Genomic DNA, 14,107 nt, shown 5'->3' with positions numbered 1-14,107 from the left:
GTTAAAGCTGCTTTCTATATTCTAAAAGATTAACGCAGTAGCCATGCGCTTTAAGAGATCTCTCCCATCCACGCCGGCCTATGATGATAAGCTCGTCTGCCCCTTGTTCTTTGTAATAGTCCTCAATATGTGGAATAATCTGACTTAAATGCTGCCCACCTGTTCCACCAAGCGTCACAATAACCGCACGCTTTACCCCTGTAATAAGATGATCCAATTGTGTAGTGATATGAGCCATAAAATTTTCGTGCTCATCAACGATAATCCAAAGAAGCTTTTCCCCTTTTAAAATATCGCTCAAAAGTGTCTCAAGATCATAATCATCGGGAAACTTATCAATAAAATAAGCAATCGATTTTAAGATATTACGCCAATAAGGTGCTATTTGTTCAGCACTCCATTGCTGTGTGTTATAAACTTTCAAATTCATCTGATACCTGCAGGTTTGAGCGTTACTTCAAAACCTGTCATATGCGTCCATGGTGTGCCTTCTGGTATTCTCAGACGCAACCCATGATAACGCGCTCGTGAGCGAATATTATACATCCCGTGATTATAGCCCGCATAACGTTCGTCTGCCCAATGAAACCGATTGTCATCATCCAGAATAAAAGCAGCCCCAACACTTAACAAACCCTCTGTTGTATCGGCTTGAACAAAAGCCTCACTCATCAGGTTGATCTGTCTTGTCGTATTACCCATCGTCTGTGAGGTAATCACCGCTTCCATCGGCGGGCCAGCAAAAAGCCCAAATCTATTGTCTTGATTAAACGCTCCTAAGACAGGGGCACCATTTTGCCATATCTTACTATCAAGAGAAGCGGGCAAATCTATCAAACGGTTAGAGACTTCATCGAGACCTTCTAAGGTATACCCCACTGCAAATAAGGGAAATAAGAAAAGATCATGCCCCTTGATGACACTCCATGTTTGCAAGATCCAATCATACACATAAATATGCATTCCAGCGATATCGTCATTGATCGAAAAGTATACCCGTGAATAAACTGGATCAATGCACGCGTGCATGTCATCAATAGAAAAGTTATGATAAAGTGTAAAAACCGTTTTATCGACTTTACCAAAACCAATAGGCAGCATCTCTCCTTCATTATTGATCTGGTAAAACCCATCATCAGCGACAAAGAAAGTATGTTCCCCACGGCTTGCAATGGCTGTGCTGCTTTTGGCTCCTATTTTATCCTTTACTTTCGTAAAACTAAATATAATCTTCGAGCCTGGTACAAATGTCGCATGGTAAATAGAAGATCGCATAAAAATAAATGGGTTGGTTGCTTGTGTTGAACCTTGAACATATTCACCATCTGGAAAATTTTGATAATCACAGCTGTTTTCCCCAACAGTCCAAAACTGCGCATCATTTAACCCTGACCAATGCACACGGTTTGGATAATCTGTAAGCTTCATCAAACAAACAAAATCACCCCAAACACGCACAATACCAGCCCGTGGAGGCTCCCCTCCCAAATCATCAAACCTCTCATCCTTTTTTAAAGAAAGCACCTGTGGTGCATCATTACTATTAACAGCAATGATATAATCCCCAAAAGAAGCAAATGACCAAGGTGCTGTCTCATTGGCATGATAGAGCGTATCAGGCTTGCTGATATCTTTCCATCCACGCGTACTATTATCAAACGCGTAAAGCTTGGTTGGTGAACCCACAATGATACGCACACCACCTGATGAGCGTACAGCATACACGCCTAAGATCTCATCGGGAAATGGTTCTGAAATAGGTGCAACCGTTGGAAAGGGAATATAAGCCTGAGGGGCAGGCAAAACATTCACAATCTCATTCGAATAGCCACTGTTTATAAATGCAGTGTCTGGTCTAAATTCAGCAATAGGGATAAAAGTCATCAGAAATCCGTGTGTTGAATCTGTGCAAAGTTTTTACGCCGTGAGGTCTCAATTTGAAGCGCGTTTAACTGCTCTTGAAACATCGCAAGGGCTGTTGCTGCCATCTGTGGTTCTTTGAGTATATTGGCATATAACTCATATTTTGCGCGGGTTTTGATAAGCTCATAAGCTTCCAAAAACCATACAGATGCTTGCCTCGCATTCTCAATAGTTTTAACCCGTATAGGATCAAGAATAAGCCTGATAGAATAAACATTATCGGGTGTTGGATAGAAAACAAGCCTTTGTGCAAAATAAGCATAGCGTGTGGGCAAACCACGATGAGCCTCATCAAACCCTTCAATCTCCATCGGATCTACCCGCAAAAGCTTTGACTTGCTATGATTATTCCCATCAATATAAGCATCAATAATCTGAATAGCTCCACTGATTGAAGGGTGAGCCTCATCTCCATATCGGCTTTTGCCTTGCAATGTGGTTAAAACAACCTCACGGCTTTCATTAAAATAAAAGGGAAACCGTTCACAAAAACGAATAGCTGAAAATATCACCTTTTGTACTTGGTCAACATATTCATTGGTTTGATCATCAATCTCATCTTGAATATCATCGACCATCTGAATGAAATTTTGATCATGAGGAACTATCTCTCCTTTTATCTCAAGGGGACCGCCTGTATGAATCGTAATAGCCATCAATAATATTCCCAACATTTAAAAAGGAGGGAGCGTAAGGAACAAACGCCCCCTTCTTTTAACGATTTGTGTAAAACTCAACAATGATCTCAGCATCCCCTTTGGAGCTTTTCTTGTCTCGTGTAACATAAATCGTATTTTCAAACTGAAGGGGAACGCTGCGTGCTTTTAAAGGCAATTCAACCTCTTTAACACCTTCCGCTTCAAGCACTTGTGTCCCATAATCACTGTCCCCTGGTTTTTTGCCAATCGTTGCAGTGGCCCCTTCAAAATCTGTCAGTGTATAAACAGTAATGCTTTTAATCAAAGCACCCCGTGGTAAAACACCAACCGATGTGGTAAGCCCTGTGTCACTTGCTTGTATACGTGAGCGAAAAAAGCTCACTTGTTGTGTATGAATATCACGCCCCTGCAAAACAGGTGGCATGCCCTCATCCGTTGTTTGTGTAAAATCAACAAATGTCTGTGTCATAAGACGTTGTTTTGTCATAATTAAATCCTACTCATTTCATTGATGTTTATACGTTATCTTCAGCAAAAGATGGAATGACAATGGTGCCAAAGTCTTGTGCTCCCTGATTAGAATAGGGTAAAGCGTAGCGTGGCTTTTTCATGCCAATAAGAGTCTTAGCAGCCACACCAAACTCACGTTCATAATCAAACATCTCTTCCACTAATTTATAGCGTGTTGCTCCATTGCCTTTCGCTCCACCATTAAAACGCCCATAAGCCATGATGATACTTTGTGCACCAAGCAAAACAGCACGCCGAACAGACAAAACAGGCTCTTTGGTCTTTGAATCAACACCATTGGGCACATGTTCAGATTCACGCAAAACAACACCATTATACATCCCTAATGATCCATCAAAAATGGGGTTTTTAGAGCGGCTTCCATTAAAAACTGCCTTGGTAATGTCAAGCCACTGACCAGGATCTGTATTGGTGCGCAATTGGGTCACCTGTATTGGGTGAAGATACATCACATAGACACTGTCTCCATTGATACGCACCGGTCTAATCTTAGGATTAGCCAGTTTTGCACGCTGCACAGCTTGATCAATCAATTTGAGATTAAACACATCCTCTTTCGCAAGCGTCTCATCCGTTTTTTTCTGACCTGGGCGAATAACACGCTTACTGCTTGGCTCTAAAGGTTCATTAAAACCATAATGCACAGGCTTAAGCGTTACGGTATGCCCTTCAAACTTCATCCATGGTGCTGTATAGCCTGCAGCCTGAATAAAGAACATCATGCTTAAACGGTCTGCATACCAATCAACAAGTCCATCCTTTGCTTCATTACGCAAGTTAAACAAAACACGTTGCTGATCAATCGATCCTTCATTTTTAACACGTACAGCATGAGAAAGCTCATTAATGCGTATCTTATCACTCATAAACTGAAGTGCTTCCTCATTGCCTTCCAGCGTTTGGCCCTCGCTAACACCATCACCCATAAGCTGAACACGCAATCCCATGGTGATTGAATCACCCGCTGATTTTCCTGATTCATCCTGAACTTGGATGACACTATTTTTGTTTGTCCCCATAAGCGGTGCAATAGACAACGCTTTTGAGGTCTCTGTATTGAGCATCTTAGCCCAAGCGCTAACCGCTAATGGGTCATTGATCGTTATTTGTGTTGTCGCCATTTTTTAAAATGCCTTTCTTCGTATTGTTTAAAAAATTGCCGCAAAAAGTACGGCATAACCAAGCACCATCACTTGGTTATCTCTGATGAGCTAAGATGCATGTCCTTCACATCCCGCTCATAATTTGTTCAAATTTCCCAGGATTTTTCTCAACCCATGCTGCAAACTCAGCTTCCGGCATGGAAGAAAGTGTTTTTACATCAACACCCCCTGTTGGAGCTTGCCCCCCACGGGCTGTCAATGTACGTGCTGCTGTTGTGCGTTCTTGAAGAGCACTCACATCATCTCTCATCTGTGGGCCAGAGTATCCAGACTTCTTTGCTTTTTGCACAAGAAACTCCACAGGGTTAATACCTGCCCTTTGACACTGCTTACATATATCACGCAATTGAGTGCCAAGTTGTTCTTGCCTTACCGCAGGGTCATTAAGTTGCGGATACAGATTGGCATTTTCTTTCAAATCATTGTCTGCATACTCATAAAGATAATCCATCATGCTATCTAAGTCAGGGTATTTATCTTGAACCTGTGCCTTGGCTGCTTCAAAATAATCCCCTAATTGCTGACGCTCATAGTGCTCTTGATTGACGCGCTCTTGTTGCTCTCTTATCGATGAAAACTCATGAAGCAATCTTTGCTGTTCTTGCACCTTCTGACTAAGCCATGCCATATGCGCCTTGGGATCCTTTTCCAAAGAAGGAACATTTTCATCAGAACGGCGCGTAATTTCTTGCTGCATGGTGGCATATTTTTGTGCCATCTCCAGTGCAAGCTCACGAGCCTCAGCAGCATCTTGCTCCGCTTTTTGACGCGCTTGGCGCTCTTGCTCTACAACACCGTAATCAGGCTTTTCAGACTCTTGCTCACCAGCATCATCATTTAACGGCTCTTGAGAAACCTCTTCTCCTGGCTGCTCAGATGCCTCATCTAGCCCACCTGTGTCATTTGCTCCATCTGTTTTAACATCTTGCTCAGGTTCATCCACTTGCACGCTTTCAATAGAATAATCGCCAACAGGAGAATTGCTTGCAAATTGTTCATCATAAAGGGCTTGTTCTTCAGGGGTTAATTTTTCTTCCATTGTTTCGTTCCTTTTCGTTTAAGTTTTGCCTCTGATGGTTGCTGCTCGATAACCTTCAAGCTCTATTTGTAATGCTCTGATCTGCATCTCTCGCTGGGTTATCTCATTTCTTGCTCTTTGCTGTTCAAGCTGCATACGCGCTTGTTCTTGCTTTAAGAAAAGCTCAATATTCTTTTGCTGCAGTGCCATTTGTTTGCTTTGGGCATCCAGTTGATTGAGCACGCCTTTCGCCTGAGTTTCTTGTTGAATGGCTGCAACTTTTGCTTGTTGCTCGGGGCTTAATTGTGGCCCTTGGTTTTGCATCATCATCTGCTGTTGTTGCTGTTGCATTTGCGCTTGCTGGGCTTTAGCCGTTAAACTGGCTACAAGAGTTGCTGGCAATGGCGAGAGTTTCAAAAGATCGGGGATCATATCAGGCGTTAAGAAATTCCCGAGCAACGGCAACATCTGAGTAACCGCTGCAAAGGTTCTTTCTTTCTCATTCGGACTGGTTGGTGAATCATCAACGATAATGTCATACTCAAGGGTGGTGACAGCCTCACGCGTTAAGGGTACATACTCAGCCTTCTCTGGTCCAGAAATGCGCACCAAACGACCATCGGAAAGATAGGTTTGAATCAGATAAAGAATGATCTTTCCTTGTCGGCACCGATACAGCTTTAAATTATCAAATAAACCTGCAAGCAAATTGAGTGTTGACTGGCGACGTGTATTCTCCAACACATTCGCCTGATTAACCTCCCTTGTTCCTATAAACTCAGCAGATAAACCTGTCACATGTGTAAGCGCCTCACAGGCCTCATTAAACAGCTGAAAGAAACCATTAGGAAACTCTGCACGTGGTTTAGACTGTATCATTCCACGAGTTAAAGCACCACTTTTAAGCCATGTGATTGTATCAGCCTTTGCCCAGCTCTCCACGGCCTGGCGCTCATCATCAAAAGCACCTCGTTCAGCCATAATCCCACCTTTAGCCTGGCTATTGAGGATATACATCACCTGACTAAAATATTTATTCGACCATTTTTGTGGGTCTTTCGCCGGCCTCACAATGCCATAAAACTGGTTTTTAAGCTTATCCAACGTGCCTGTAATGCACTCCCATCCAAGTTGCCCATCAGGCGCTAATGGTCTGTCAGGCTTGCCTAAAAGACGACGCCCTAAAAAAGCACGCTTAACCACCTTTTTATGAAAGCTCGCTCCTTGGATTTGCGGCACAAGCATTTGCAGTTGTTCAAACTCTTGGGCACTATAATCACGCATCTGTCCTGTTTGAAGATCAGGTGCTTTGTAATAGGTCTCATGTTCAAACCAACGACACTCAACAAGCGTGACATAGCGTTTCCTTGAAACGGCATCTATCCTATTATTGTCATCACTATAAGCATCAAGGGAAACATGATAATCTTCAAGATCGGTTGTGTTATCGACAGCCCAATCAGCATTCAGATCTTCACTGGCCACATTGGGAAACAAGCTTTTTGCATCCTCAATGGGCTTGCGATCAACATACCACATACGCTGTGCATCAACCAGATTAGGCCTTACAGCATTCACATCCCACACCATCTTGAGTGGATCTAAGCGTCTTACTGTGGGTTTACCTTCAGGGTTTTCTTCATAATCAAGCCGTGTATCTGTCCACCCCATACCGCAAATGACCATATCTTGAAAGGCATCGGAATCGGCATATTCAGCTTCAGCTTCATCACGAAACCATTCTGCTGCTCCGGTGAGTAATTCATTGGATATCGCTGCACCAACTTGTCTTGGTTGAAACTGCACTTCCCGTTTATTGTTACGCTCTGCTCCAACAATGGCATTCACCAAAGGAGCAATACGGTTAAACGTCATCACAGGGCGCCGCTGTGCCTTTAAAACAGCTAAATCTTCTTCTGCCCATTGACGTCCATTATAAAAGTCAAAGTCTTCACGCGCTTGCTCACGCCATTCATTGGCATGCTCTATATCTTCTGCATACCAAGACTTAAGACGTCTATAAAGCGCATCATCATCAAGACTTGTCGTCTTTTGTACATCGTTTTCTAAAATGCCATCCATGATGCCGTTTCTCTTTCTGTCGCGCTATAACGCTCTGGTTTTGATGGAGTACGTGGTGCTTCATAAACAGTGCACATCAAACCAAAGGCATCGGCTCCATGACTTGCCCAGTCATGTTCAGCACCCAAACCAATGGCGCGCTTTTCATCCCATTTTTCGTGATACCAATTTAACGCCTTACGGCCAGCAACCGTTGTTTCTTCATGAAACCAAACACAAGGTAAAATACGACGCACCGCTTCAATGCGCATCTTAACAGCCCCTGCTCCTTGATTGGGCACAACCTGTGTGTCAAAACCAGCCTCATTTAAAGCACTCTCAAAGCTCACATTATAAACACGGTCTCTTGTCGCCCCATCATGAGGAAGCACCATCACTGCCTTGTCATAACCATTATGACGCAACCATCCTATATGCTCCGATAAGGGTTGACCTTGTGCTTCATAATAATCAAGCACCCTGATCTCTCTTCCCACAAACTGTGCAATCCATATAGCCGTTGCGTCAGCTTTAGCTCCAGTGCCCCCAATATCCCAAAAAGCACGAATGGGCATTAAAGGATCACGTGCAACATGCCCTATGCGCCCCTCTTGCTCTGCTGCTAACATCTCCTTTTGAAAATAAGCCCCTTGCACAGCTTTAAGATAATCACCCTCCCAAATATGCTTATAGCTCTCAGGACGGTTTTGAAGATCATCAAGACGTACTCTTTGCAGCTTTTGGGGAAACAAAGGATTATCAGACCAGTTAACTTCTACTCCTTTAATGTTTTCGTCCTTTGTAAAACGAAAGCGTCTTTCAACAGGTGCATTCTCACGCAACGGATTCCACGTCACCCAAAGCTCTGCACGCCAGCCCTCTCCTTCTTCCCGCAATGTCGGTATCAGTGTTTGCCAAGCCGTTTCTGTCACAGGTTCAGCTTCATCAACCCAACAAAGCAAAATACGTCCCATCGACTTAATGCTCGCAATATTGCGATCTAGCCCCGAAAACTGAAAAGATATACGTCCATCTTTCGACTTAATGGACGACTCTCCAACGTTGTAATAATCCTTTAAAAAATCATAAGTCTCAATCGCTCGTTTAATCTCTTGCAATGAACTCTCAGCAAGCGAATTTTGAAACTGGCGAGCACAAAGGATAATCCCTGATATCCCACCCATACCATATTCATAGCCCTTTAAGGCCGCCATTAAGGCAAAGGACCTTGTCTTTCCTGATCCTCGCCCTCCCCACGCAGCACGCACATCAGCAGCTCCTTGAAACAAGGGGATTAATTTCTCGATGATCACAACTTGAGCTGTAGCCATCTCAATTACCCTTAAACAGCATCTTTGTCCTTGATAACAGGTGCTACAATCTCAACACGTGTAATCATCTTGATGGCTTCATCATTTTCACCGGTAACCTGCAAAGGCAAGATCTTTCCCAACAACGCTAAATAAGCAGCGGGGCATTTTACAGCCTGGCGTTCAAGATAAGAGATCAGCCCTTCATTGCCATATTTGTTGCCAGCCTGCTCTGCAGCCTTAATCACAGCCTCTTTAAGTATACGCGTTGTCTTATTGGGAACACCTTTCACACGCCCTGCTCCTGCATTAGGCGGTGTCCCTTTCACAGACTTATCTGATCCAGATGCCATCGGGGATTCCTTTGGAAGTGATTTAAACAAAAAAGACCTCACTCTCGGGGGACAAGAGGAGGTCAATTAATGTCAATAAATAAAAATGAATAAACTGGATTGCTTTAACAAAAAACCCTGCAAACGCAGGGCTTTCCGTAGCATAGCAAGAAATAAAAATTGTATTACAACTGTAATTTTGGACGCAATAAAACCTCCTACAGCGGTGTCATTAAATACTATTTTCTCCCCCATGTCAACTAAAAAATCATAATCTGGTATCTTTTTATCTCAATTAATCTAAATATGGTATTTGGAAGTGTAAAATCACACATTTAAAATAAAGGATTTCACTTGACAAAATATCATATGTACACTATAGTAGACACATGATACGCATTCATAAAACTGAAGAATTCGACATTTGGCTTAAGAAGCTCAAAGACAAAAGTGTTAAAGCTATTATTCTTGAACGTATCACACGTTTAAACCGAGGGTTATTAGGTGATGTAAAATTTTTTAATGGTATCGGTGAATTACGTATCCACTATGGAGCCGGTTACCGGGTTTATTTCTTCAAAAGCGGTTCTGAATTTATCCTTTTGTTATGTGGTGGAGATAAATCAACACAGCAAAAAGATATTGAAAAAGCGTTGAAACTAAAAAAGGAGTATACTGATGAAGGTAACACCATTTAAACCTGAAGAATATCTGAAAACTTCTGAAGAACAGCAAATATTCTTAAATGAAGCTTTTAAAACAGGTGACGCAGCTCATATTGCTGATGCTCTTGGTATTGTTGCTCGAGCTCAAAATATGAGTGCTTTAGCAAAAGAAGCGGATCTCGCACGAAGTGGTTTGTATCGCTCTTTAAGTGAAAATGGTGATCCTAAACTTTCAACCTTAGTTGCAGTATTAACAGCTCTTAATTTGCAACTTAACGTACAATCTTGTTCCAAATGAAATATGCCATTAAATTCATTAAAGATGATAATGATATCCTTATTGTTATTATTAAAGACTTTCAAGAGTTCATCACTTATTGATATTCAAGACGCTGCTTAAAGTTTACAAAGTTTTTTTCTCTTGCGAGAAGTATTTATGAAGAGCATTCAGAGCAATGTATAGAGAACTGACAAGATGCGGCAGTTGTTGGTCTTCTATAACAATATACTGCAAAGCAGCATGAAGATTATACTGACGATATAAACCTTGTGTTTCTCTAATAACCTCTTGCACAGCTTCATAGCGATCAGTTGCTATTTCAATCCATTTTTCCCTTCCTCTGTCATCATAACATGTTGGCATCTCACTATAAACTGCACTCTGAAACCCTTTTGCACACCGATAATCGTTTTTCACCTGAATATACTGCTGTGACGCATCATACTGATCTTGATTAATCTTTTTTTCCAACAAATATAACCGCCCTACATAAGTGCCCATAAGCGGGTTTTTCGCATCTTGAATACTCGCCCCATAACGCTTGGCACGCATTTTAAGTGTCTGTTGGTACAAAGACTTGTCAGTCGTTTTTGCACGCGAAATACGTCCATTGGGTTCTCTTATTTGACCTTCTATTCTAGGTCTTCCCCGTTTCTTTCGTTTCTTCATAAGAAAACCTCTGATTAAAACGGGATTCTATCATTCAAAGTTGTTTTTAAATACCGCTTATCCTCTTGCTCCATCGCTTCCAAAGCCATATCAATACCATCTTTTTGAATGCTATTAAGGATCCTCAATTCACCCCTATATTGCGGCAAGACAATTTCTGTTGTGTAACGTGTTTGCCCGCTTTTATCTTGCCATTTACGTGTCTGTAATTGACCTTCAACATAAACCTTGGAACCTTTACTCAGATACTGAAGCGCAACCTTTGCAAGATGTGGATTAAAAACAACGACAGAATGCCATTCTGTTTTATCTACCTTTTCACCTGTTGCTTTATCTGTATAGCTCTGTGACGTGGCTATACGAAAGTTCACCACCTCTGCACCAGATGCCATTGTCCTGCTCTCAGGATCGGCACCAAGATTGCCTACTAAAATTACTTTATTGATCATGTTGGATATCTTTTCTAAGAAAAATTATGTGTGTCTTAATGAAACAAAATATAGGAATAAAAAACTAATTTTTATATATATTTACAATATTATATCATAATATATTAAACTAGTTAATACAGATAAACAAAATAATATACTGAAAACAAACATTTTATAGCATTTTACCAACATCCAAATGCTGTTCTCAGCTCATTCATAGAACTCATTGATAATATTCATAAATTTCTTCTATGAATGCATATTTTAAAAAGCTTTCATATAAAGGCAAAATCTTTTCAAGAAAACTATATCAATCCTTGACAAATATTCGTTTATAAACGATAATCTGTTTATGTTTAAGATACGCCACTACCTTACTGCTGATGGAAAAAATTTGATAACCGACTGGTTATACAAACTTCGTGATGTGCAAGCTAAAACCGCAATTATTCGCCGCCTTAACCGTTTGGAGCAAGGAAATTTTGGTGATTTTAGACCACTTCGTGATGGCATTTATGAATTGCGAATTCATATCGGGCCTGGTTACCGAATTTATTATACCCAATTAGGAAAAACCGTGTTGCTGTTATTGTGTGGTGGCACCAAAAGGACGCAAAACACTGATATTACCCGCGCGTGCGCTTATTGGCATGATTGGCAAAACCGTGAAGATTAAAGGAGTGTAGAGATGAAAGACCGTAACCATGATGATGCAATGGCTGAACTGTTCTGTAATGATCCTGAAACGGCAGCAGCTACCCTTGATGCAATTTTAGCTGATGGCGATCAAGGTGAGCTACTTGTAACGCTTCGTCAAATGGCAAAAGCCTATGGTGGTGTTCAAACTGTAGCTAAAGCAGCTGAACTAAATCCAACACAGCTTTATCGTACACTTTCACAGAAAGGAAACCCTGAGCTTCGCAGTTTGACTGCCTTACTACGAACTATGGGGCTTCGGTTAGCTGTACAACCCCTTGAACGATCTGTTCCACATATCTAACCTAAATAACCATTAAAGAAAGTCAATTGGTTGAAGCTGTGCAGGATATTTTGGAAAAATATAATCTTCTTTAAAGCATCATGATACAGAAAACGCTCGTGTTAACAAGAAAAACTGAAAAACGCACAGAGGTTACAGAAGGGAAGACTATGTTTCATATACCTGAGAGAATTAGATTTTTAAAGACGCACCATAATGGAGATGCAACCTTAGAACAGGATGCACTTTTAACATCAAAAACAAATATTCAATGGCAGAAAATTTTTGATGATCTTCTCATCTGTGTCTACAACAATTACCAAAGAAAAAATAAAAGAAAAAATCCTAATATTAGTTTTCAGAAAGACGTTATCGATATTTTTTATGATGACGATGTGGTTGACCAGCGTATTGCAAGCATCAATTATTATCTGTCTGATTGTTTGTTTAAGAACGATTTTGATTCTTGTTACATCAAGAGGTGTTGGGAGTTTAGTAGTTTTGATGATTTTTACTTAATAGTACAAGTAAATGGCTCTGTATTTTCTCTCTATAAAGGAGATGAAAAATACCGTAAGATTTTTTATTCTAAAGTCGTGAATAAGAAGCCTCTTTAAAAGCCGCATCACATAAATGACGCGGCTTTTTTTGTTTAAAAGCAGGCGCCCCCCGCGCCTGTTATTTACGCTGCTGTAGCAATCTCGACGATATTATCGCCTTCATAAACCTCACAATTTATTGGAATAGACCACTCGTTTTTTCCTGTGATTTTTGCATTACCATATGCTTTTCCCCAAACCCATCCACTACCAGCAATTTTTGCATTACCATAAACGGAACCGTAAATCCTAACACGGCCACCAATCGTAGCATTCTCATAAACTTCACCAATAATTTTTGCATGAGCAGCAATTTTTGCATTCCCATAAACTTTTGCCCCTGATGCAATACGAGCTGAACCGGCGACCTCAGAATTCCCATAAACATGGCCATCACTATAAACCCATGCTTCCTTTAAAATACGAGCATTCCCATAAACATGTGCATCAATATAAGCACGGGTATATCCAGACATATAAGCATTCCCATAAACCTGTCCACAAACAACAGCATCACCACACACGATAGCATTCTCATAAACACGGGCAACGTCTCTATAAACATAAGCATTACCCCCAACCCAACAATCACCATCATGAGAAAGATTGTCCTCTAGCTCTATATAGCCACCAAGGTCACCAGCTTTAACATTACCAAAATCTCTTAAGGCACGAATACGATGAAGAGTGTGCCCATCAGCTGTTTCGATTGTTTCGCTTGTAAATTCATATTTTTGCATTTGGAGTTTTCCTTATCGTAATAAAGTTTTGATTGACGCCCCAAAAGGGCGCCGGGTGCTCAAAACACGGCGATAAGTCCGTCGTTACACTTTCCCCATAAAGGGTATTGTATGGTGTAACCACACCCGACAAAATCACTATACGTTGAAATACGTAAAAAGATAGTCAGTTTAAAAAGACATTGGAGAGATTGTTTCGTAACCTATCCGCTTATCGTTAAGTGTTTTGAGCACTTGGGTATCTGTATAGCAAAACTATCTCTCACTGTCAAACAAAAAACTCATCATTCCATTGTAATTTAGTTGGTCAAATCCTTCCCAGTATTTCCAGTTTTAGGAAGATCACCCCCGTGAATCCAAGCATCTATTTGTGCCCTCACACTAAAGTCCACTGCGTTTGGTTCACAACGATAATAACGCCCTTTAAATCTTTCAAATGTTCGTCTTCCATCTTCATCCTCATAGAGGTTGTAAAAACATTCACTCCATACCAACTCCCATGATTCATCATGATGAAACCATGCCTCATAACCATGAACAGTGCTCACGAAATGTTTTTTTATTGGTTGTTGAGGTTTTTTACAGAAAAAACGTTTTATAAATTTCATAATTATCATCCCGATTTTAGCATCTGTTTTAATTTCCTTAAATTAACCCCGTACAGAGCATTTTATGTTCCCAATGTGGAATTTCATCAAAAAACTTCTAAATCTCTCTCTAAGGTGCCTTTCTGTCGATTTAAATGCA

The 14,107-nt window shown here is 41.0% G+C and carries 18 protein-coding genes and 1 pseudogene; 6 read left to right on the top strand and 13 right to left on the bottom strand.

Annotation, left to right across the window (positions count from 1 at the left end; translation table 11 throughout):
• Position 1: 1 nt before the first annotated feature.
• The 9 genes from BWD121_RS02425 to BWD121_RS02385 all read right to left on the bottom strand — a co-directional run bounded on the left by BWD121_RS02425 (position 2) and on the right by BWD121_RS02385 (position 9,018).
• Complete coding sequence (locus tag BWD121_RS02425) at positions 2–430, bottom strand: hypothetical protein (protein WP_240536682.1); 429 nt, start codon at positions 428–430, stop codon at positions 2–4.
• Positions 427–1,884 (bottom strand): hypothetical protein, encoded by a 1,458-nt coding sequence (locus tag BWD121_RS02420; RefSeq protein WP_078663240.1) that lies wholly within the window; start codon positions 1,882–1,884, stop codon positions 427–429. Before BWD121_RS02420 ends, BWD121_RS02425 begins: the two co-directional genes overlap by 4 nt.
• On the bottom strand, positions 1,884–2,579 hold the full coding sequence (locus BWD121_RS02415; protein WP_078664050.1) for a hypothetical protein: 696 nt from the start codon (positions 2,577–2,579) through the stop codon (positions 1,884–1,886). The genes BWD121_RS02420 and BWD121_RS02415 overlap by 1 nt, the downstream gene beginning before the upstream one ends.
• 58 nt (positions 2,580–2,637) lie before the next feature.
• Positions 2,638–3,069 (bottom strand): hypothetical protein, encoded by a 432-nt coding sequence (locus tag BWD121_RS02410; RefSeq protein ID WP_078663239.1) that lies wholly within the window; start codon positions 3,067–3,069, stop codon positions 2,638–2,640.
• Positions 3,070–3,097: 28 nt separating this feature from the next.
• Entirely contained in the window at positions 3,098–4,234 is a 1,137-nt protein-coding gene (locus BWD121_RS02405) for a N4-gp56 family major capsid protein (protein ID WP_078663238.1), read from the bottom strand.
• Between the two features lie 106 nt (positions 4,235–4,340).
• On the bottom strand, positions 4,341–5,315 hold the full coding sequence (locus BWD121_RS02400; RefSeq protein WP_078663237.1) for a hypothetical protein: 975 nt from the start codon (positions 5,313–5,315) through the stop codon (positions 4,341–4,343).
• Between the two features lie 18 nt (positions 5,316–5,333).
• Positions 5,334–7,376 (bottom strand): portal protein, encoded by a 2,043-nt coding sequence (locus tag BWD121_RS02395; protein WP_078663236.1) that lies wholly within the window; start codon positions 7,374–7,376, stop codon positions 5,334–5,336.
• Positions 7,361–8,686, bottom strand: a complete 1,326-nt coding sequence (locus BWD121_RS02390) for a phage terminase large subunit (protein ID WP_078663235.1) — start codon at positions 8,684–8,686, stop codon at positions 7,361–7,363. The genes BWD121_RS02395 and BWD121_RS02390 overlap by 16 nt, the downstream gene beginning before the upstream one ends.
• A gap of 11 nt (positions 8,687–8,697) precedes the next feature.
• Complete coding sequence (locus BWD121_RS02385) at positions 8,698–9,018, bottom strand: hypothetical protein (RefSeq protein ID WP_078663234.1); 321 nt, start codon at positions 9,016–9,018, stop codon at positions 8,698–8,700.
• Positions 9,019–9,386: 368 nt separating this feature from the next.
• Between BWD121_RS02385 and BWD121_RS02380 the strand changes: the two genes are divergently transcribed.
• The 3 genes and pseudogenes from BWD121_RS02380 to BWD121_RS08650 form a co-directional block, all read left to right on the top strand.
• Positions 9,387–9,695, top strand: coding sequence for a type II toxin-antitoxin system RelE/ParE family toxin (locus BWD121_RS02380; protein ID WP_078663233.1), 309 nt, complete (start codon positions 9,387–9,389; stop codon positions 9,693–9,695).
• On the top strand, positions 9,676–9,960 hold the full coding sequence (locus BWD121_RS02375; RefSeq protein ID WP_078663232.1) for an addiction module antidote protein: 285 nt from the start codon (positions 9,676–9,678) through the stop codon (positions 9,958–9,960). Before BWD121_RS02380 ends, BWD121_RS02375 begins: the two co-directional genes overlap by 20 nt.
• A pseudogene (locus BWD121_RS08650) lies at positions 9,957–10,037 on the top strand (type II toxin-antitoxin system HicB family antitoxin); the annotation flags it as partial. The gene BWD121_RS02375 and the pseudogene BWD121_RS08650, both read left to right, overlap by 4 nt.
• 28 nt (positions 10,038–10,065) lie before the next feature.
• On the opposite strand, the gene BWD121_RS02370 reads toward BWD121_RS08650, so the two are convergent.
• Positions 10,066–10,611 carry a hypothetical protein gene (locus BWD121_RS02370; RefSeq protein WP_078663231.1) on the bottom strand — a complete coding sequence of 182 codons (546 nt, stop codon included), beginning with the start codon at positions 10,609–10,611 and terminating at the stop codon, positions 10,066–10,068.
• A gap of 14 nt (positions 10,612–10,625) precedes the next feature.
• On the bottom strand, positions 10,626–11,060 hold the full coding sequence (gene ssb, locus BWD121_RS02365) for a single-stranded DNA-binding protein (RefSeq protein ID WP_078663230.1): 435 nt from the start codon (positions 11,058–11,060) through the stop codon (positions 10,626–10,628).
• A 334-nt stretch (positions 11,061–11,394) separates the two neighbouring features.
• On the opposite strand from ssb, the gene BWD121_RS02360 reads away from it, so the two are divergent.
• From BWD121_RS02360 to BWD121_RS02350, 3 genes are all read left to right on the top strand, one after another.
• A complete protein-coding gene (locus tag BWD121_RS02360) occupies positions 11,395–11,718 on the top strand; it encodes a type II toxin-antitoxin system RelE/ParE family toxin (protein ID WP_078663229.1) in 324 nt (107 codons plus the stop codon).
• A gap of 12 nt (positions 11,719–11,730) precedes the next feature.
• Positions 11,731–12,042 (top strand): addiction module antidote protein, encoded by a 312-nt coding sequence (locus BWD121_RS02355; protein WP_078663228.1) that lies wholly within the window; start codon positions 11,731–11,733, stop codon positions 12,040–12,042.
• Between the two features lie 149 nt (positions 12,043–12,191).
• Entirely contained in the window at positions 12,192–12,638 is a 447-nt protein-coding gene (locus BWD121_RS02350) for a hypothetical protein (RefSeq protein WP_078664049.1), read from the top strand.
• Between the two features lie 65 nt (positions 12,639–12,703).
• Here BWD121_RS02350 and BWD121_RS02345 read toward each other — a convergent pair whose 3' ends face one another.
• Positions 12,704–13,360 (bottom strand): polymer-forming cytoskeletal protein, encoded by a 657-nt coding sequence (locus BWD121_RS02345; RefSeq protein WP_078663227.1) that lies wholly within the window; start codon positions 13,358–13,360, stop codon positions 12,704–12,706.
• 299 nt (positions 13,361–13,659) lie between these two features.
• A complete protein-coding gene (locus tag BWD121_RS02340; RefSeq protein ID WP_143245245.1) occupies positions 13,660–13,968 on the bottom strand; it encodes a hypothetical protein in 309 nt (102 codons plus the stop codon).
• Between the last annotated feature and the right edge of the window lie 139 nt (positions 13,969–14,107).

The sequence above is a fragment of the Bartonella sp. WD12.1 genome (genome assembly GCF_002022415.1).
Classification (GTDB): domain Bacteria; phylum Pseudomonadota; class Alphaproteobacteria; order Rhizobiales; family Rhizobiaceae; genus Bartonella.
The sequence above is the reverse complement of the archived record's forward strand: the minus strand, read 5'-3'. Positions and strand labels throughout refer to the sequence as shown.

Excerpts from the sequence above, each read along its gene's own strand:
- BWD121_RS02425 (WP_240536682.1), bottom strand. The coding sequence starts at position 430 with ATGAATTTGAAAGTTTATAACACACAGCAATGGAGTGCTGAACAAATA.
- BWD121_RS02420 (WP_078663240.1), bottom strand. The coding sequence starts at position 1,884 with ATGACTTTTATCCCTATTGCTGAATTTAGACCAGACACTGCATTTATA.
- BWD121_RS02415 (WP_078664050.1), bottom strand. The coding sequence starts at position 2,579 with ATGGCTATTACGATTCATACAGGCGGTCCCCTTGAGATAAAAGGAGAG.
- BWD121_RS02410 (WP_078663239.1), bottom strand. The coding sequence starts at position 3,069 with ATGACAAAACAACGTCTTATGACACAGACATTTGTTGATTTTACACAA.
- BWD121_RS02405 (WP_078663238.1), bottom strand. The coding sequence starts at position 4,234 with ATGGCGACAACACAAATAACGATCAATGACCCATTAGCGGTTAGCGCT.
- BWD121_RS02400 (WP_078663237.1), bottom strand. The coding sequence starts at position 5,315 with ATGGAAGAAAAATTAACCCCTGAAGAACAAGCCCTTTATGATGAACAA.
- BWD121_RS02395 (WP_078663236.1), bottom strand. The coding sequence starts at position 7,376 with ATGGATGGCATTTTAGAAAACGATGTACAAAAGACGACAAGTCTTGAT.
- BWD121_RS02390 (WP_078663235.1), bottom strand. The coding sequence starts at position 8,686 with ATGGCTACAGCTCAAGTTGTGATCATCGAGAAATTAATCCCCTTGTTT.
- BWD121_RS02385 (WP_078663234.1), bottom strand. The coding sequence starts at position 9,018 with ATGGCATCTGGATCAGATAAGTCTGTGAAAGGGACACCGCCTAATGCA.
- BWD121_RS02380 (WP_078663233.1), top strand. The coding sequence starts at position 9,387 with ATGATACGCATTCATAAAACTGAAGAATTCGACATTTGGCTTAAGAAG.
- BWD121_RS02375 (WP_078663232.1), top strand. The coding sequence starts at position 9,676 with ATGAAGGTAACACCATTTAAACCTGAAGAATATCTGAAAACTTCTGAA.
- BWD121_RS02370 (WP_078663231.1), bottom strand. The coding sequence starts at position 10,611 with ATGAAGAAACGAAAGAAACGGGGAAGACCTAGAATAGAAGGTCAAATA.
- ssb (WP_078663230.1), bottom strand. The coding sequence starts at position 11,060 with ATGATCAATAAAGTAATTTTAGTAGGCAATCTTGGTGCCGATCCTGAG.
- BWD121_RS02360 (WP_078663229.1), top strand. The coding sequence starts at position 11,395 with ATGTTTAAGATACGCCACTACCTTACTGCTGATGGAAAAAATTTGATA.
- BWD121_RS02355 (WP_078663228.1), top strand. The coding sequence starts at position 11,731 with ATGAAAGACCGTAACCATGATGATGCAATGGCTGAACTGTTCTGTAAT.
- BWD121_RS02350 (WP_078664049.1), top strand. The coding sequence starts at position 12,192 with ATGTTTCATATACCTGAGAGAATTAGATTTTTAAAGACGCACCATAAT.
- BWD121_RS02345 (WP_078663227.1), bottom strand. The coding sequence starts at position 13,360 with ATGCAAAAATATGAATTTACAAGCGAAACAATCGAAACAGCTGATGGG.
- BWD121_RS02340 (WP_143245245.1), bottom strand. The coding sequence starts at position 13,968 with ATGAAATTTATAAAACGTTTTTTCTGTAAAAAACCTCAACAACCAATA.